At 54.6% G+C, this 17,850-nt stretch carries 17 protein-coding genes, 1 tRNA gene and 2 pseudogenes; 8 read left to right on the plus strand and 12 right to left on the minus strand.

From position 1 onward, the window contains the following. Window positions 1–173 precede the first annotated feature (173 nt). On the plus strand, window positions 174–833 hold the full coding sequence (locus ELB75_RS09590) for a protein-L-isoaspartate O-methyltransferase family protein (protein WP_126983724.1): 660 nt from the start codon (window positions 174–176) through the stop codon (window positions 831–833). 201 nt (window positions 834–1,034) lie between these two features. On the opposite strand, the gene ELB75_RS09595 is transcribed toward ELB75_RS09590, so the two are convergent. Next, window positions 1,035–1,111, minus strand: a tRNA-Arg gene (locus ELB75_RS09595). Window positions 1,112–1,392: 281 nt separating this feature from the next. On the opposite strand from ELB75_RS09595, the gene ELB75_RS09600 reads away from it, so the two are divergent. Continuing rightward, on the plus strand, window positions 1,393–2,196 hold the full coding sequence (locus ELB75_RS09600) for a c-type cytochrome (protein WP_126983725.1): 804 nt from the start codon (window positions 1,393–1,395) through the stop codon (window positions 2,194–2,196). 340 nt (window positions 2,197–2,536) lie between these two features. Here ELB75_RS09600 and ELB75_RS09605 read toward each other — a convergent pair whose 3' ends face one another. Together ELB75_RS09605 and prmA are read right to left on the minus strand one after the other, a co-directional pair. Further along, window positions 2,537–3,352 carry an MJ0042-type zinc finger domain-containing protein gene (locus tag ELB75_RS09605; protein ID WP_126984279.1) on the minus strand — a complete coding sequence of 272 codons (816 nt, stop codon included), beginning with the start codon at window positions 3,350–3,352 and terminating at the stop codon, window positions 2,537–2,539. Between the two features lie 250 nt (window positions 3,353–3,602). Then, on the minus strand, window positions 3,603–4,496 hold the full coding sequence (gene prmA, locus ELB75_RS09610) for a 50S ribosomal protein L11 methyltransferase (RefSeq protein WP_126983726.1): 894 nt from the start codon (window positions 4,494–4,496) through the stop codon (window positions 3,603–3,605). A gap of 203 nt (window positions 4,497–4,699) precedes the next feature. On the opposite strand from prmA, the gene hscB reads away from it, so the two are divergent. The 4 genes from hscB to ELB75_RS09630 all read left to right on the plus strand — a co-directional run bounded on the left by hscB (window position 4,700) and on the right by ELB75_RS09630 (window position 9,265). Further along, complete coding sequence (gene hscB / locus ELB75_RS09615) at window positions 4,700–5,200, plus strand: Fe-S protein assembly co-chaperone HscB (protein WP_126983727.1); 501 nt, start codon at window positions 4,700–4,702, stop codon at window positions 5,198–5,200. Between the two features lie 186 nt (window positions 5,201–5,386). Continuing rightward, complete coding sequence (uvrB, locus tag ELB75_RS09620) at window positions 5,387–7,414, plus strand: excinuclease ABC subunit UvrB (protein WP_126983728.1); 2,028 nt, start codon at window positions 5,387–5,389, stop codon at window positions 7,412–7,414. A 127-nt stretch (window positions 7,415–7,541) separates the two neighbouring features. Then, entirely contained in the window at window positions 7,542–7,808 is a 267-nt protein-coding gene (locus ELB75_RS12715; RefSeq protein WP_206501448.1) for an ATP-binding protein, read from the plus strand. Window positions 7,809–7,864: 56 nt separating this feature from the next. Then, window positions 7,865–9,265, plus strand: coding sequence for a hypothetical protein (locus ELB75_RS09630; RefSeq protein ID WP_126983729.1), 1,401 nt, complete (start codon window positions 7,865–7,867; stop codon window positions 9,263–9,265). A gap of 344 nt (window positions 9,266–9,609) precedes the next feature. Here the strand turns inward: ELB75_RS09630 and ELB75_RS09635 are convergent. Then, window positions 9,610–10,405 (minus strand): IS5 family transposase gene (locus tag ELB75_RS09635; RefSeq protein ID WP_126982866.1). Its coding sequence is split into 2 segments (ribosomal slippage): window positions 9,610–10,038 and window positions 10,040–10,405, totalling 795 coding nucleotides; the frame shifts between segments, so codons are not numbered across the junction. A gap of 139 nt (window positions 10,406–10,544) precedes the next feature. On the opposite strand from ELB75_RS09635, the pseudogene ELB75_RS09640 reads away from it, so the two are divergent. Next, window positions 10,545–10,712 (plus strand): annotated as a pseudogene (locus ELB75_RS09640) (GTP cyclohydrolase, FolE2/MptA family); the annotation flags it as partial. Window positions 10,713–10,787: 75 nt separating this feature from the next. Here the strand turns inward: ELB75_RS09640 and ELB75_RS09645 are convergent. Further along, window positions 10,788–11,024, minus strand: a complete 237-nt coding sequence (locus tag ELB75_RS09645; protein WP_126984280.1) for a helix-turn-helix domain-containing protein — start codon at window positions 11,022–11,024, stop codon at window positions 10,788–10,790. Between the two features lie 172 nt (window positions 11,025–11,196). On the opposite strand from ELB75_RS09645, the gene ELB75_RS09650 reads away from it, so the two are divergent. Beyond that, window positions 11,197–11,469, plus strand: a complete 273-nt coding sequence (locus ELB75_RS09650) for a hypothetical protein (RefSeq protein ID WP_126983730.1) — start codon at window positions 11,197–11,199, stop codon at window positions 11,467–11,469. An 86-nt stretch (window positions 11,470–11,555) separates the two neighbouring features. Here ELB75_RS09650 and ELB75_RS12720 read toward each other — a convergent pair whose 3' ends face one another. The 7 genes and pseudogenes from ELB75_RS12720 to ELB75_RS09685 all read right to left on the minus strand — a co-directional run bounded on the left by ELB75_RS12720 (window position 11,556) and on the right by ELB75_RS09685 (window position 17,632). Continuing rightward, complete coding sequence (locus ELB75_RS12720) at window positions 11,556–11,729, minus strand: hypothetical protein (protein WP_206501449.1); 174 nt, start codon at window positions 11,727–11,729, stop codon at window positions 11,556–11,558. 183 nt (window positions 11,730–11,912) lie between these two features. Continuing rightward, window positions 11,913–12,017 (minus strand): annotated as a pseudogene (locus ELB75_RS13135) (carbonic anhydrase); the annotation flags it as partial. An 856-nt stretch (window positions 12,018–12,873) separates the two neighbouring features. Then, window positions 12,874–13,689: a squalene synthase HpnC gene (gene hpnC, locus ELB75_RS09665; RefSeq protein ID WP_126983731.1), complete on the minus strand. Its 816-nt coding sequence runs from the start codon at window positions 13,687–13,689 to the stop codon at window positions 12,874–12,876. A 182-nt stretch (window positions 13,690–13,871) separates the two neighbouring features. Then, complete coding sequence (locus ELB75_RS09670) at window positions 13,872–15,218, minus strand: aldehyde dehydrogenase family protein (protein ID WP_126983732.1); 1,347 nt, start codon at window positions 15,216–15,218, stop codon at window positions 13,872–13,874. 126 nt (window positions 15,219–15,344) lie between these two features. Then, complete coding sequence (acpS, locus tag ELB75_RS09675) at window positions 15,345–15,725, minus strand: holo-ACP synthase (protein WP_126983733.1); 381 nt, start codon at window positions 15,723–15,725, stop codon at window positions 15,345–15,347. Window positions 15,726–16,019: 294 nt separating this feature from the next. Beyond that, window positions 16,020–16,283, minus strand: coding sequence for a 30S ribosomal protein S20 (gene rpsT / locus ELB75_RS09680; RefSeq protein WP_003823349.1), 264 nt, complete (start codon window positions 16,281–16,283; stop codon window positions 16,020–16,022). Window positions 16,284–16,558: 275 nt separating this feature from the next. Next, the gene (locus tag ELB75_RS09685) at window positions 16,559–17,632 is read right to left on the minus strand and encodes an AI-2E family transporter (protein WP_126983734.1); all 1,074 of its coding nucleotides are present in this window, start codon (window positions 17,630–17,632) and stop codon (window positions 16,559–16,561) included. Between the last annotated feature and the right edge of the window lie 218 nt (window positions 17,633–17,850).

Consider the following 17,850-nt stretch of genomic DNA (forward strand, 5'->3'; position numbering starts at 1 on the left):
GTTGCCTATTATTTGACAACTTGTATTTCACAAGAAGTAAATAGCCCTATAAAAGGGCTACCTGAAATTTTAGGCAGCCTTTTCTTTCTCCCGCACATTTGCCGCCCACAAACGCCGAATTAGCTTATAATCCAGCCTTCAAACACATACCACCCCCATTGCGGAGCAGAATAATGAACTTTTTCGAACAAGCCCGATTCAACATGGTCGAACAGCAAATCCGCCCTTGGAGCGTATTGGATTTCGATGTTCTCGACGCCTTGGCCGAAGTGCCGCGCGAACAATTCGTTGCCCCCGAACAGCAAGCCTACGCCTACGCCGATCTCTCCCTGCCCCTGCCCAACGGCAGCGCCATGCTCGAACCCAAAGTGGTTGCCCGCCTGATTCAAGGCCTGAAGCTCACCAAAAATGACACCGTGCTCGAAATCGGCACCGGCTCCGGCTACGCCACCGCCGTGCTGGCCAAACTCGCCGGCCGCGTCATCACCATCGACACCGACGAAGCCCAGCAGCAAAAAGCCAAAGCCGTGCTCGACCGCCTTGGCATCACCAATATCGACTACCGCATCGGCGACGGCCTGGTAAACCCGCCCATCGCCACCGTAAGCGCCATCTACGTGGGCGGCTCCTGCCCCGTCATGCCCGAAACCCTGCGCAGCAAACTGCCTGCCGGCGGCCGCATGGCCGTGATCGTCGGCCAAGAACCCGTGATGCACGCCCTGCTCGTGCAATGCAACGGCGAAGCCGGCTACGAACAAAGCGTGATGTTCGACACCGTAGCCCCCGCCCTCGGCGGCCCCGCCGTGAAAAAAGCCTCATCATTTCGCTTCTAACGTTTTCAGGTAGCCCCACTGGAAAGGCTACCTGAAATTTATAGCCGTCCCTCCGCCGTATAACAAGCCAAATTGGCATTCGATACCAATCGGCAAACCGCAGGCAATACAGAAACGGCAAGGCAAACCAACGTCGTATCATGCCGGTTTGGAACGGCCGGGCAACAAAAAAGCAGCCCTCCGGCTGCCTTCCCATGAAACTGGCGCACCCAACAGGGATCGAACCTGTGACCTTCAGCTTCGGAAACTGACACTCTATCCAACTGAGCTATGGGTGCGAGAAGCGCGTAAGATTAACCCAAAACCGGCGCAAAGGCAAAAAATTTTGTCTCCTTCCGGCGGCAAAGCGGCACAGAATAGGATTTTACGATTGGAAGCCATAAGCGAATTCAGTATAATTTCGCACAATCTTACAAACCGAAACCCAATCCGTATAAGCCGGCTTGGGCGCCAATCCTAAAAAGCATTCAATAACTTGATTAGGCGAAGGTTTCACACCAACCAACAAGCATGCGCACCGCATGCGCCCATAGCGACCACAAACCATAAAGCCCATACCATGAACATCACTGCCAACAACATCAAAGGCTCAGCCGCCACTACCTTCATCGGCGGCCTGTTCGTTTTGCTGATCACCCTCTTCCTCCTGATTAAGCTTGCCACCACCGGCTACTACAGCAACGTTTCCGATATGCAGCCCAGCGCCGTGGAAACCCGCATCCAGCCCATCGGCCGCCTCACCATGGGCGACGGTACGCCCGTAGGCGAACGCGAAGGCAAGCAAGTGTTCGACAAAGTCTGCATCCAATGCCACGGCGCCGACAAAAACGTCGCCTTCGCCCCCAAAGTCACCCACAACGACGAATGGAGCGCCCGCATCGCCAAAGGCTTCGACACCCTCGTTTCCCACGCTGTAAACGGCTTCAATGGCGCAGGCCAAATGCCCGCGCGCGGCGGCGACAGCACCCTCACCGACGACGAAGTTGCCCGCGCCGTGGCCTATATGGCCAACCAATCCGGCGGCAACTTCACCGCCCCCGCCGTGCAAAAAGGCGATGCCGCCGCTTCCGGTGCAGCCGCTTCCGCTCCCGCAGGCAAATCTGCCTCAGCCAATGGCGAAGCCGTGTTCAACAAACTCTGCATCGCCTGCCACGCCGCCAACTCCGCCTTCCCCAACTCGCCCAAGATCACCCATAACGACCAATGGGCACCGCGCCTCAAACAAGGCCGCGCCACCTTGGTGCAGCATGCCATCCAAGGCTTCAAAACCATGCCCGCCCGCGGCGGCGATGCCAACCTGAGCGATGCCGACGTGGAAGCCGCCGTGGTGTATATGGCCAACCAATCCGGCGGCAAACTGTGAGAGCCTCCCCTGCATAAGCAAGGCTACCTGAAAATTTCAGGTAGCCTTTATTTCGCTAATCAAGCGGCCGGGCTATCCTGCCGCTTGCAAAAATGTCGCCATCCGTCGCTCGAATGCCCGCACTGCCTGCCAATCAGCATGCAGCACCCTACACAATTGCACTTAGCGGTAGTTATTCAACGGCCGGCAGCGCACGCCATCCAACTTATCCCAGCCGACGTAGGCCTACAAACCACGCCGGTTAAACAGGAAATAGCCCTTGCTTCCAAAATCATAAAAGGCTACCTGAAACCTCTCCAAACCGGTTTTCAGGTAGCCTTTTCACTTTCGACGCCGTAATTTAATGCTTCATAATCAGCAAATAGTAAAACAGCTGCATAATTAATACCGTGAGCGCGGCCAGAGAAGCCAGCGTCCAGTTGAATTCGCTGTGTACGGCGGCGGCAGATGCGGGAGTATTCGGGGGGCTGGAAGGCGCAGCGAGCAGATTATCGGCGGGCTGGTCGATAACAGCGGGCAGTTTGGCTGCGGCAGGCAGCTGGATGCCGCCGGGATCGCGGCCGGACATCAAGTTGAATACCAAGCTCTCGGCCTGGATGTGGATGTTTTGGGTTTGCCCATGGCCGGCGGCGGCAGATTGTGCGCTTTTGAGCAGGGTGTCGATGCTGGGCAGCACGGTGGGCGGCGGCGGGGTGGAAGCGGAGCGTTGCAACAGGGCTTCGATGGCATCGGCGCTGTTGGCAGTACGCTCGGCTTCGGCCAGTTTGAAGGGCATGGCTTGGCCGGTGTCGTTATCCAAGGCCATGCGCTGGCGGCGCAGGCGGCTGTCGATTTCGTCCAGCTCGGCGGCCAGCGGTTTTTTCTGGGTATGCAGAGGCTCGTCGGCATCCTGCCCGGCCTGCTGTGCGGCCAAGGCGGCAGATTGTTGTTTGAGGCGGGCGAGTTTTTCGCGCAGGGGCATTTTGGCGTGAATCACGTCTTCCTGCAGAATTTCAGCCTGGGCGGCCGGGGCACTCTGGGCTTTCGGCTTGCGCGCTACGGTAAAGGCATGTCGGCACTGGCTGCACTGCACCCGCCCGTTGGCTGCCTGCAAATCGGCTACGGCATAATGATTTTCCGCTTGGCAGCGGGGGCAACTGAGTTTGACGGTTTTCATGTGTCGGCAATCCAAATACTGATGTTTCGACCGCTATTTTAAGAAAATTAATGCACTTTTACCATTTTCAGGTAGCCTTTTAGCGGCTAACTGTCGGTTTTTTGTATATTTTACAGAAAGTCCGTGTCGGCGGAACCCTCCCGCCAAACCATTTGCCGTGAATTTAGCCGTTTCAAAAAAGAAGGATACGCGGCATTGGCTTGTCCGGTTTTGCCCCTATTCGAAACGGCTCTATGGCACGGCCGGCGGGTTATCCGGCTTTGCGTACGCCCACCAAACGCACCCAGCCGCCTTCGGCAACCGGCGGCTGCATATCGAACCATTCGCTATAGATGCCGTTTAGCTCTTCGGCCTGCTCTTCCAGAATGCCGGAAAGCACAATCCGCCCGCCCGCCTTGGTACGCGAGGCCAGCATGCCGCCCAACAGGCGCAGCGGATTAGCCAGAATATTGGCCACCACCACATCGTATCCCGCTTCCGGCAAGTTGTCGGGCAGGAAAAAACGGGCGGCGGCTTCGTTTTGCTCGGCATTGCTGCGGCTGGCAATGATGGCCTGCTCGTCGATATCCACGCCGTCGGCATCGGCAGCGCCAAGTTTGAGCGCGGCAATGGCCAAAATGCCGGAGCCGCAGCCGTAGTCGAGCACGCGGTCGGCAGCTTGGATATTTTCATCGAGCCATTGCAGGCACAAGCGGGTGGTGGGGTGGCTGCCCGTGCCGAAAGCCAAGCCGGGATCGAGCCGCAGGTTGACGGCCGATTGGTCGGCAATATCGTGCCAGGTGGGCACTATCCACAGCCGGCCGGAAATGCGGATGGGATCAAACTGCGATTGCGTGAGGCGTACCCAATCCTGCTCCGGCAGCTGCTCGATGCGGTAGGGCGGCACTTCCAACCGGCATTCCTTGGCTGCAGCCGCCACGGCAGCGGCTACGTTGCATTGGTCGTTAAACAAGGCGATCACCAAGCTGCGCTGCCAAATTTGGCCGCTTTCTTCGCCCGGCTCGCCAAAAATAGCCTGTTCTTCGTCTGTGCCGGCGTAGGCATCTTCAATCGCAGCCGACAATGCGCCGGCCGTCATTAACGCATCGGAAAACTGCTCGGCACGGTCGGCACCAATCGGAATACTGGCTTGTTGGTAGGGCATAATCGCATTTCTTTCAAATGGTAAGGGCGCGTATTGTATAGCAAGCCGCCGCCCTTCCGCCAGCCGACGGCGCTTGCAGGCTACCTGAAAGCAGATGCAGCATACCTCAGCAAAACCGACTGCCGCCATTTTCAGGTAGCCTCATCTTGGCGTTTGCCTATACAATATTCCATCTTTAGAACAGGCTACCTGAAAGCACACACATGCCGCGCGAATTCCAACTTTTCAACTTGCCCGCGCAATTCGACCTCGATCCCGCCGCGCTGGAGCAAACCTACCGCCAACTGGCCGCCCGCTTCCATCCCGACAAAACCGCCACCGCTTCCGCCTTCGAGCAGAAACAGGCCGTGATGATGGCCGCCGCCGTAAACGAAGCCTACCGCCGCCTCAGCCGGCCGCTGGAGCGCGCCGTTTTGCTGCTGCAGGTACAAGGTATTCAGGCCGATTCCGAAGAGCGCACCGCCTTCGACCCCGAGTTTCTGATGCAGCAAATGGAATGGCGCGAAGAGCTGGCCGCAGCCCGCGCTGCAAATTCCACCGAACGGCTTGCTGCGCTGGATAGCCAAGTGGCTGCCGAAGAGGCTCGGCTGCTGGCCAAACTCAGCACCGCCTTTCGGCAGGCAGACTACGCCCAAGCCGCCGAACTGGTGCCGCAAGGCCGTTTCCTCGATAAAATCCGACAGGAAATCCACGCTGCGTTGTAATCCTGAAAAGGCTGCCTGAAAAGAAGGCTACCTGAAACTTTCAGGTAGCCTTCTTCATAACAATACTGCTCCGCTGCCGCCCCGCCAGGCCACAAAAGGCTACCTGAAACCCCAGCACGCCCCGCAGCAAGCGCACGCATTAGCGCTATAATCTCCCTTTTGCCCGCGCTTTTTTCAGGTAGTCTCATGGACATCATCCAATACCCCAATTCCCCTTTCAAACTCCACCAACCCTTCCCGCCCGCGGGCGACCAGCCCACCGCCATTGCCGGCCTGCTCGAAGGGCTTTCAGACGGTTTGGCCTATCAAACCTTGCTCGGCGTAACCGGTTCGGGCAAAACCTACACCATGGCGAACGTCATCGCGCAAAGCGGCCGCCCCGCCATCATCATGGCGCACAACAAAACCCTTGCCGCCCAGCTCTACGCCGAAATGCGCGAGTTTTTCCCCGAAAACGCGGTGGAATATTTCGTGTCCTACTACGACTATTACCAGCCCGAAGCCTATGTGCCCAGCCGCGACTTGTTCATCGAAAAAGACAGCGCAATCAACGAACACATCGAGCAAATGCGCCTTTCCGCCACCAAAAACCTGATGACGCGCGACGACGTGATTATCGTCGCCACCGTGTCCGCCATTTACGGTATCGGCGACCCGACCGAGTATCAACAAATGGTGTTGTCCGTCAAAGAAGGCGACACCATCGAGCAGCGCGACATCATCGCCACGCTCGTTTCCATGCAGTACGAACGCGGCGATTTAGACTTCAAACGCGGCAGCTTCCGCGTACGCGGCGACGTGATTGACGTGTACCCCGCCGAAAGCTCCGAAAACGCCTTGCGCATCAGCCTGTTTGACGACGAAATCGACCGCCTCGATATGTTTGATCCCCTTTCAGGCAGCCTGCACCAGCGCGTCGGCCGCTACACCGTCTTCCCATCCAGCCACTACGTTACCCCGCGCGACACCGTATTGCGCGCCTGCGAGTCCATCAAAGAAGAATTGCGCGAACGCATCGAATTTTTCGCCCGCGAACAACGCCCCGTCGAGCAACAACGCATCGAACAGCGCACCCGTTTCGACCTCGAAATGCTCTACGAAATGGGCTTCTGCAAAGGCATCGAAAACTATTCCCGCCACTTCTCCGGCAAAAAAGAAGGCGAACCGCCGCCCACGCTGATGGACTACCTGCCCGATAACGCCATCATGTTCATCGACGAAAGCCACGTTACCGTTACCCAAATCGGCGGCATGTACAAAGGCGACGCCTCGCGCAAGCAAAACCTCGTGGATTACGGCTTCCGCCTACCTTCCGCCCGCGACAACCGCCCGCTCAAATTCCACGAATTTGAAAAAGTCATGCCGCAAACCGTCTTCGTTTCCGCCACCCCCGCCAAATACGAAGAAGAACACGCCGGACAAGTGGTCGAACAAGTCGTCCGCCCCACAGGGCTGGTCGACCCCCAAATCATCATCCGCCCCGTCGCCACCCAAGTTGATGACTTAATGAGCGAAATCAACGACCGCATCCAAAAAGGCGAACGCGTACTCGTTACCACCCTCACCAAACGTATGGCGGAGCAACTCACCGACTACTACAGCGAACTCGGCATTAAAGTGCGCTACCTGCACAGCGACATCGACACCGTCGAGCGCGTTGAAATCATTAGAGATTTGCGGCTCGGACTATTTGACGTGCTGGTCGGCATCAACCTCTTGCGCGAAGGCCTCGACATCCCCGAAGTCTCCCTCGTCGCCATCCTCGACGCCGACAAAGAAGGCTTCCTGCGCTCGCACCGCAGCCTGATTCAAACCATAGGCCGCGCCGCGCGCAACGTGAACGGCGTCGCCATCCTGTACGCCGACAAAATCACCGACTCCATGAAGGCCGCCATCGACGAAACCGAACGCCGCCGCGAAAAACAGATGAAATTCAACGAAGAACACGGTATCGTGCCGCAGCAGATTAAAAAACAGGTCAAAGACATCATCGACGGCGTGTACCACGAAGAAGACGGCGGCAAAGGTCGTCTGAAAACCAAAAACAAGGTCAAAGTCGGCGAGATTCACAACGAAGAAGACGCGATTAAAGAAATCGCCAAACTGGAAAAAGCCATGCAGCAGGCGGCTAGAGATTTGCAGTTTGAAGAAGCGGCTGTGTTGCGGGATAGGATTCGGGGGATTAAGGAGAATTTGTTGTTTGGGGCTGAGTAGGTTTTATATAATTGATTTTATATAGGAATTTAAATGGCAAAAATTGAAGGTTTCCGTATTAAAAATTTTGGTTCACTTAAAGATGTTACATTGGGGGAAACTATGGAATCAACAGAAAAGTAAACCATTGACTCCACTAACTGCCGTAATTGGAAAAAATGGTGTGGAGAAAGGTACCATTTTTGATGCATTTGGTTTTCTATCGGATTGTTTGAAGTTTGGTGTAGAGGAAGCCTGCGATAAACAAGGAAGAGGTGGATATGAACGTTTATTTTCTAAAGGTCAAGAAGGGAAAAAGGGATTGGGATATGGAATCTGTGTTTTCAGGCAGTCTGAAAATCTTCATCAAATATTTACAACAATTCTACCGCATCTTTACATTCATTCCCCATAATGGCTTTCTTATTACAGTGAATGAATGCACCTTTCTATTTTCAGGAAGATTGAGAAATGTCAGAGAGAACCCATCCAACCGTTTCGAGAATAGTGCGGACAGCGGTATTTGCAGCGGGCATCGCTATTGCGGTTTACGCCACGGATTTAATTGTAAAACAGTATCAAAAACACAAAGCAGAAGAGCGGCGGCAGGCGCAGAGTTTGTTGGCGGAAACGGTTGCCGCACTGAAAAAACGCCTGCCGCCCCCCGAATCTCCGGATTTGGCGGACAAAATGCCGCAGGATTTCAGCCCGTATCTGCGCTGGCAGGTATTGTACTATCCGCGTTTAAATGCCTATAAATACACGTTTCTGCCACGGTATAAATATAACGACAGAGGCATCCCTACCGGATTGCGACCCACCGGTGCGACATCAGACTACATTCCCGATTTGCTGGAACGCCGCAGTATTTGGTTTAAAGCGGAAAACGGACGCTGGCGGTGCTTTGCAGGCGTAAAGCCGTCTGTGCAGATTGCCGAATGCAGCGACAGGGAGGTTGTCAAAGGACTGACCATGGAGGACCACAGACAGATTTTCCGGCAGAAAGCGGCAGATTGCGTCCGCGAAAAAATTGTGTGGAAACGCCAAGAAGAATATATTTACCGCATAAGCAACCAGACCTCTGCCGAAAACGTGTATTTGGATTTTGCCGGCGCACCACCGTCTGTCAGCCTGATTTTGTTGTCTGAAAAACCGACCAATTGGTATTTGGGCAATCTGCAACACACAACAATCGAACAGATTGCCGGCTGGCATTCCGAATCGCTCGAAAAAGGAATACGGATTTTCGGTTTGCCGAATTACACTGCCGATAAAGACACATACACACCGTTTGCCGACATACAGGAACTGCACGACGACTGCGTGCGGCTAAACCGCTACGACATCAATTTTTATCCGCCCGATTATGAGGGTAAGGATTTCGGCGAATGGTTTTTCAGGCAGCCTGAAAAGCAGTTTAACGCTATCGTGCTGACCGATGCCGCACCCAAAAACGCCTTATTCTCTGCCACTGCCAACGGAAGGCAGCCTGAAAATATGATGCTGCTCAACACGGTATCCAGATTTACCAACTCTGGCCGGGACACGGGCTTAACCGATGCGGCAATCAACAGCATTGAATGGCAATGCAGCGACGGACAGCAGATTGCCGGATATAAAACACCAAGCATCCGGTGTGTGCCTTATCTGTCGGGAAAGCCGTTGCATGGAGAAACACAACAAGACCTGGGCGGGGTTGTCCTGTCAGACAACAAACTCAGACTGGAAGACTTCAAATGGTATGACCTTCCCGATTGGGCAAAGCGGCAACTGGAAACCGCTCCCCAAAGCAGCCTGAAAAAAGACACGGTTACGATAGACGGCAAGCCGTATCCTTTGACGTGTCTGGAGCTGCATGGATGTCCGAAATAGCAAGCCATAGCCTACATCCCCGCCAACTGCATGCGTAGCTGCACCACACACCCTACCTGCGGGTGGCACAAACTTTAAAACCACGGTGTAGGGTGTGTGCGGTATGCACGCACGCGTTCTTTGCGTGAGGCAGCCTGCACCTGCGTAGGCATAAATGCCCACCCTACATCTCCAAAAAAGCAGCCTGCACTTTGAAACCCTAAAGTGCAGGCTGCTTTTCCGTTGCACGGCATTTTCAGGTAGCCTGTAGGTACGATTAGCCGCAGCAAGCCGTAGCCTGCATCCCTACCAACTGCGTGCGTAGCGGCGCCACACACACTATAGTAGACCTCTTGCGAAAATATTCATCCCATCGCATTAACCAGTCCTGCAATCAGATTTGCCCTTAACCCGAACCGTTTCCGCCTGTTGCGGTAAGGCAGCGACAATATTTTGAATATCTTCAGTTTCCTGTTGATGTGCTCGATGACGGTTCTGAGTTTGCCTAACCGCCTGTTCGCCTCTTTATCCTGTTTGTCCGGCGGATGACGTTTGGATTTCTTTTTCGGGGTCTGTAATCCGGTTTTGGCCAATCCTTGATAACCCTTATCCGCAATGACTATTTTGTAGGGATAAAGCTCTGCAAGGTGCCTCTTGGCTAAACGCATGTCATGCCGGGCACCCATCCCCGTCCGGATGCTGATGATTTTTTCCGTTTCCCTGCCGTATATGACCCGGATTTTAACCGTGTGCCGCCTTTTCTTGCCGCTGTAATACTGCCGCTGTTTTTTTGGGACGTTCAATCGGGCTTTCGGTAACGTCAATGATGACCGTTTGGTCGCCCGGATTCTTGTGCTTTGGCAGGGAGAAGCGTTTGCAACGGATGAGGGCGTCCTCGGTTTTACGGATGGTGCGGCAGACATTGCTTTCGGAAAGGCCGTAGATGGCGGCCAATTCGAGTTGGGTATGGTAATGGCGCAGATAGCTTAGGGTAAGCAGCAGTTGGTCTGCCAAACCGAGCGTATGCGGCCTGCCTGACTTGACCTTCCGGCTTTCTGCTTCTGTGGTGACTTGCAGCATTTCATGAAAAAGGACGGGCGTTACACCTGTGAGCCGTTTGAATTCCCTGTCGCTTCTTTGGATGAGGTTTTCGTATTTCATTTGGGAATTGTAAATCTTCAGGATACTTTCGCAAGAGGTCTAGTGAATTAACAAAACCGGTACAGCGTTGGTTCGCCTTGCCGTAACGTGTGTACTGTCTGCGGCTCGCCGCCTTGTTCTGATTTCTGTTAATCCACTATACGTTACCGAACACGCCTACGAAAATCCCAAATTCGTGGAAGACATGGTGCGCGACATCACCGTGGCGCTGAAAAACGACCCGCGCATCGACCGCTTCAGCATGAAAAGCAAAAACTTCGAAAGCATCCACAACCATTCAGCCTATGCGCTGATTGAGTATTCTTGAAGCCCCCGGCGGCATTGCCAGGCAACAAAAGGCTACCAGAAAACCCTATTTCCTGGTTTTCAGGTAGCCTTAATCTTATTCCTGCCGCCTATCAAGCTCCGCCCGAAGTGGCAGCAAATCGGCTGCTTCACATTGCAATACGACACACAGACCATAGAGTTTATCTAGAGTGACGTTCACTTCGCCGCGCTCAATCCGTCCCATATAGCTGCGATCGATGTCAGCAATCAATGCCAGTTTCTCCTGGTTGATACCCAGCCGCTTGCGTTGCTGCCGAATGCGCTCGCCCACTAAAGTGCTTAAATCCGCCATGATGGTATCCACTTGCGTAAATACCAAAATATCCTTTTTTGACGTTTATTTATCCACGGATTATAATCCTCGTTACAATTTCACCCCACCTTTAAGGAAAACGCCAATAGATAAAAACAATTAAAATTTAACCACGGAAAATAGCCCAGAACAAAAAAGCTCACTTTCCCCGATGAAACTGGGGCTTATTGTCTATGTAGGTGGCTTGCTTTTCATGTATCTTGGCTATACTTTTTTATCTGGCAGCTTAGCTGGCAATGTTTTGTTCTTCGGCTATTTCATTATCGGCTTCTTGCTCAACCGCATCGTGTTGCGGCAATTGGAGTGGCATCATATGCATAACACGCTTGCTAATGTTGCCAACGCCAAACTAACTTCCCTACTATTTTGGCCGTTTTCATATTTAGTCTTGTTTGTAACGCTGTTTATCAATCGCGTGTTGTAAATTCTCGTTATCAGTTTCTTCTTGCTGAATAAAAAGGCTACCTGAAAATTTCAGGCAGCCTTTTTATTGCCAATCACAACAAACAATTATTTCTTCAGCCAAGCCCGTTTCAGCATCAGCCACCAATCTTTCGCGCCGAGCACGGTGCGGCGAGTGAAGACGTTGTAGCGGTTTTCCTCCAGCTTGCGCAGCAAGCCGTAGCCTGCCTCCCTGCCAACCGCGTGCGTAGCTGCACCACTCTCTACCTGCGGACGGCACAAACTTTAAAACCGAGGTGTAGGGTGTATGCGGTACGCACGCACGCGTTCTTTGCTTGAGGTAGCCTGCACCTGTGTAGGCATAAATGCCTGCCTTACATTCCCAAAAAAAGCAGCCTGCACTTTCCAATTCCTGAAGTGTAGGCTGCTTTTCTATTTGCAGCGTTACCGTTGCAGCGTTACCGCTTATTCAATAACAACCCGCGCATTCAGCGGCTGTACGGGGCGGCTGTTGTGCGAACCGATGGCGCGGGTAAATTTCTCCGCTTGCGCCTAATCGATATGCTCATAGTGAGTAGGTCGGGTTAACCGCAGGCATAACCCAAAAAACAAAGTGAAATGTTATGGTTACCAACCAAACCTACAAAACCATTCTGGCATACTATGCAATTCCATCGTTTTTAAGGCTACCTGAAAATTCTAGCTTCGCAGAAACTCGCGAGCCCGTTTTCAGGTAGCCTTTTGGGCATAGAAAGACTATCGCCCCATATCATCAGCCCACATCGGCGTACCCCGCCGGCGCATACACCTATCGTAGGCAGCATCCCAGTGTGCGGCATCTGCGACATGGATGCGATTGGTTTCGCTCCAGCACAACCGGCTGTTTTGCGCCCGAGTTGCTTTGGCCTGTGGCGATTCGGTCGCGTAAAAAGCTGCCTCTTTATTCCTGCTGCTGCGGAGCGCCGCCCCCTCTGCATACTCCCCGTTCCAAAATTCGGCGGCACTACATGCGCCCAAAAGCATCGCGGCGGCCAATACTACTGCCCGCATACCTATATTGTTTCGCATTATTCCCTCCTTATTCGGCTAAATAATCAGCGGTTCATTTCCCGCATGATGTGAAACTCGGGGTTCACAATCGGCAGGTTGCTGTTCTTATCTAAAACCACTTGGCCGTTGTTGTCGCGCAGATATTTATTCACAGGCTCCCCGCCGTAATAAACACTTCCGCAGGCACTTAATACGCTGGTTGCAGCAAGGCAAAAAATAATATGCCCAGCTGTTTTTCGCATGTTACTTTTCCCTTTCATTATCTAGTGGAAAAATGTTCAACCACGCAAAAGTCTCGCTTCCTTCGAAAACATCGTTTTGGCTTCGTTGAAACTGCACTTCCAGGTAGCCTTTTGGCTGGGCTGAATACAGCCGTTCACTTTTTCAGCCAAGCCCGTTTCAGCATCAGCCACCAATCTTTCGCGCCAAGCACGGGGCGGTGGGTGAAGACGTTGTAGCGGTTTTCCTCCAGCTTGCGCAGGATGCTTTGCCCGCCGAGGATAATCAGGCGCAGCTCGAAGCCGATGCGGCCATGCAGAGTTTTACCCAACGGAGAGCCGGCTTTGAGCATTTTGTGGGCGCGTTGGCATTGGTGCGCCATCAGGCGTTGGAAGGCGGCATCGGCGCGGCCTTCGGCAATTTGCGCTTCGCTCACGCCGAATTTCTCTAAATCGTCTTGCGGCAGATAAACGCGGCCCTTTTGCCAATCCACAGCCACGTCTTGCCAGAAGTTGATGAGTTGCAGGGCAGTGCAGATGCCGTCGCTTTGGGCAAGGCTGAGCGGATCGGTGTGGCCGTAGAGATGCAGCAGCAGTCGGCCAATCGGATTAGCGCTGCGGCGGGCATAATCCACCAGCTCGCCGAAGTGCTGATAGCGGGTTTTCACCACGTCTTGGCTGAAGGCGGAAAGTAAGTGGTAGAAAGGCTCGAGCGGAAGATTAAACGGCCGGATGGCTTCGCGCTCGAGCCGCTGCATCAATTCGCTGTGTGGGGTTTGGCCTGCAGCAAGACGATCGAGTTCGGCGCGCAAATTATCAAGCTGGCGCAGGTGTTCTTCGTTGGGCAAATTGCCTTCGTCGGCGATATCGTCGGCAGTGCGGGCAAACGCATAAATGGCGTGCACCGGTCGGCGCAGGCGGCGCGGCAAAACCAGCGAGCCGACGGGGAAATTTTCGTAGTGTCCGACTGACATAGTGTGTCCTTAGTGGGTTTTCAGGTAGCCTCAAAGCGGGAGGCTACCTGAAAAATGCGGTTTGGGTGTGGATGCCGAATTTTATGTTCTAGGCCGGTGTTGGGCATAAATGCCCGACCTACTGCGCAGACACAAGGCTACCTGAAAAACGGTTGCGCATTTTCAGGTAGCCTTCTGCCGCGCTATTTCTGCCAATATGCTTTCACGTTCACAAATTCATACAAGCCGAATTCGGAGAGCTCACGCCCGAAGCCGGAGTCTTTTACGCCGCCGAAAGGCAGGCGCAAGTCGCTGCTGGTGTGGCGGTTGATGAATACGCTGCCGGCTTCGATTTGCTGGCCAAGCTCCCAGGCTTTATCGAGATTGGCGGAATAGATGCTGGCGCCGAGCCCGAAGGGGTTGTCGTTGGCCAGGCGCACGGCATCGGCGGCATCGCGGGCGTGGAAAATGCCCACGGCGGGGCCGAACACTTCTTCGCGGTACATGCGGCAGGCGGGGGTGATGTTGTCGAGCACGGTGGCGGGGTAGAAGGTGGTGTCGGCTTCGTTGGGCAGCTCGCCGCCGAGCAGGAGTTTCGCGCCGTGTTCGAGCGCGTCCTGCACTTGTTCGTGCACTTGCAGCTGCAGGTCTTTGCGGTGCAGCGGGGCGAGGGTGGTGCCGGGGTCGAGCGGGCAGCCGGGGGTGAGGCGGCGGCAGTGCTCGAGGAAGAGGCGGGTGAATTCGGCGGCGATGCCTTCGGTGAGGATGATGCGTTTGCCTGCGTTGCAGGATTGGCCGGCATCGCGGAAGCGGGCGTAGCAGGCGTCGGCGGCGGCTTGGGCGATGTCGGCATCGTCGAGCACGATGAAGGCGTTGCTGCCGCCGAGCTCCATCACGCATTTTTTCAGGTGGCTGCCGGCATAACCGGCCAGGCGGCGGCCGATGTTGGCAGAGCCGGTGAAGGCCAGCGCATCGGTTTGGGCGATGGCGTGTTCTACGTCTTCGTGTGCCAGCCAGGCGGCGCGCCAGGGCAATTCGCTGCCGACAATATCAAACAGGGCGGCGGTTACCCGAGCCACGCTGGGCGCGGGTTTCACCAAACAGGCATTGCCGGAGCAGAGGGCTGGCACGGCAAAGCGGATAATCTGCCACACAGGGTAGTTCCACGGCATCACGGCCAGCACCACGCCTAATGGCTCGAAGCGCACTTGGCTGAGGCTGGCCTGGGTGGCGATGGTTTGGTGTTGCAGAAGCTGGGGGGCGAGTTTCACATAATAGCGGATGAGGGAAACGGATTTGTCCATCTCGGCTTCGCATTCGCGCAGGCAGCGGCCGACTTCTTCGCAAATCATGCGGGCGAGCTTGGTTTTTCCAGCTTCGAGCCGGTCGGCAAAGGCAGCAAGCATAGCCACCCGCGCCTGCACGCCGGCAGCGGCAAAGCGGCGCTGGGCGGTGCGCATTTCGGCCAGGCTTTGGCTGAAGGCGTCCATGCTGTCGGCGGGGCGTTCGTATAGCAAGGTGTTGCTAACGACGTTGCGGCTGTAGAACATGGTGTTTCCTTTCTCTATTTGCTTTGGATTAACTGTTTTGTCAGGCCGGCCTGCGGGCGATTAGGGCTACCTGAAAATTGATGTGTTTGTTTTTATTGTTTGAATACTGGTGTACTGCTCTGGCGGTTAGGCTTTTTCGGCCACGGCAAAGGCCACCACCGCGCCGTTGTCGTCGCTCAGGCTCAAATGCACGCGCCCGATACCTTGGTGGCGCAGCCATTCCTGCAAGGGCAGCTCCACCACGAATTCGGGGCGGCCAAGTTTGTCGTGGGCGATGGAAATGTGGTGCAGTGTTACCGGCGAGCGCAAGCCGGTGTGCACGGCTTTGGCAAAGGCTTCTTTGGCGGCAAACCGCTTGGCCAAAAAATTTGCCTTGTTGCCGACGGATCGCCACTCCAAAAGTTCGATGCGGCTGAGCAGGCGTTCGGCCAATGCCTGGCCGTATTTCCCGTATAGCTGCTCGATGCGCTCGATACGCAGGATGTCGGTGCCGATGCCGTAGATCATTGGGTATTCCTGTTGTGCAAGATAGTGGGCACATTGTAGCGCATTTTGGCGGCTGCCTTACAGATGGGGCGGCAGCGGCTGGCCGGGATTGGCATATTTTTCAGGTAGCCTCACAGCCGCTCTATAGTGGATTAACAGAAATCAGGACAAGGCGGCGAGCCGCAGACAGTACAAACAGTACGGCAAGGCGAGCCAACGCTGTACTGGTTTTTGTTAATTCACTATACAAACCTTCCGCGCAAAACAAAGCCGCATCTATTTGCAAGATGCGGCAGCGTTTATGCGGCAAGCGGCTTAGGCCATGGCTTTGATTTTGGCAGCCAAGCGGCTTTTGTGGCGGGCGGCTTTGTTTTTGTGGAACACGCCTTTGTCGGCGATGCGGTCCATCACTTTGGTGGCTGCCACGAATTCGGCTTGGGCGGCGGCTTTATCGCCACTTTCTACAACCTTCAAAACTTTCTTCACTGCGGTACGGAAAGCAGTACGCAGGCTGGCATTGTGTGCACGGTTTTTCTGCGACTGGCGGGCGCGTTTGCGTGCCTGGGCGCTATTGGCCATATGAAAAATCTCCTGATAAGTAAAATAAAATCCGTAAGCGAGGCATTTTACTGGCGATGTTGTCTAAATGCAAGTAGCCACGGGCTATTTTCGGCAAACGGCGGGCAAGCGGGGAAAGAGCGTTTGCCCAATACAACAAAACCGGGCGGCTCAGCACATTTCCCAACCTGCCTCCAAAACCAAACCAAACCAAAGGCTACCTGAAACTTTATCTGCACCAAAATTCCGCTGTGCCGTTTCAGGTAGCCTGTGCAAACAACGCCTGCCCTGCCCGACTATTTCTCTCGCCGGTAGAACCCGCTATCCATATATGCCGCCACGCCCTCGCGCAGCAACACCAGCGTTACTGCGGCCAAAGGCAGCGCCAGCAGTATGCCCACAAAGCCCAACAGGCTGCCGAAAGCCATCAAGGCGAAAATCACCCAAAACGGCGAAAGCCCGATGCGGTCGCCCACAATTTTCGGCGTGATGAAGAAACTTTCCAAAAACTGCCCCACGGCAAACACTGCCCACACGGTAATCAGCCCCTGCCAAGTGTCAAACTGCAACAGCGCTGCCATTGTGGCCAGCAGCAGGCCGGTGAACGTCCCCAAATACGGCACGAACACCAACAGCCCCGCCACCATACCAATAGCAAAGCCCGATTCCAACCCGGCCAGCATCAGTCCCAAACCGTAGAGCAGCCCCATAATCAGCATCACAATCAGCTGGCCGCGCAAAAATTCGCCCAACACCGTATCCATATTGCCGCCAATGCGCGTATAGGCTGCCAGATAGCGGCGCGGAATCATGGTGTTAATTCCCTCTGCCCAGCGCGACCAATCCAGCAGGAAGTAATACAGCAAAAATGGCAGCACCATCAAATTGCCCAACCTGGTTACCAAATTGCCGCCCCGTTCCAACAAGGCCGGCAGCGCCTTGGAAAGCCCTGCCTGAACACTGCCCACATGGCCGCTTAGCCATTTCGATACCGATTGGTCGTTTAACACCCAATGCGTGCCCAGCATATGATTAATCCAGGGCAGCGCCTTATTTTGCGCAAATGCCGCCAATTCCGGCAGTTTATCCAGCAAACTGCCAAATTGCTGCACCAACATCGGCACCACTATCAGTAGCAGCAACACCAGCAGCAGCAACGCAAACACCATCACCAGCATCGCCGCCATCGCACGCCGCACCCTGTGCCGGCAGAGCTTTTCTACCAGCGGGTTCAAAATATAGGCCAACACCGCAGCCACCACAAACGGCGAAAGCACATCGCGTATCTGCACAATTAAAAGTACCACCGCCAACAACAGCGACCCGCCAACCACCCACGGCAGCCAGCCACGCTTCTTCGTTTTATACATACACAGCCTCAATTAATTCATCCGGCACACGCCGCGTCGCGCGTATTATCCGGTGTCAACCCATAAAAAACAAATGATTTCACACACAATCCACAAACGAAAGGCTACCTGAAACCACGCCCTCTTTTCAGGTAGCCTCTTGAGACAACTTGACTGCCCACCCCGTCATCGCTACATTCCCTCACATCAATTTCCATCTTACTCCACCATGCCCTTTA

The sequence above is a fragment of the Eikenella corrodens genome (genome assembly GCF_003990355.1).
Classification (GTDB): domain Bacteria; phylum Pseudomonadota; class Gammaproteobacteria; order Burkholderiales; family Neisseriaceae; genus Eikenella; species Eikenella corrodens_B.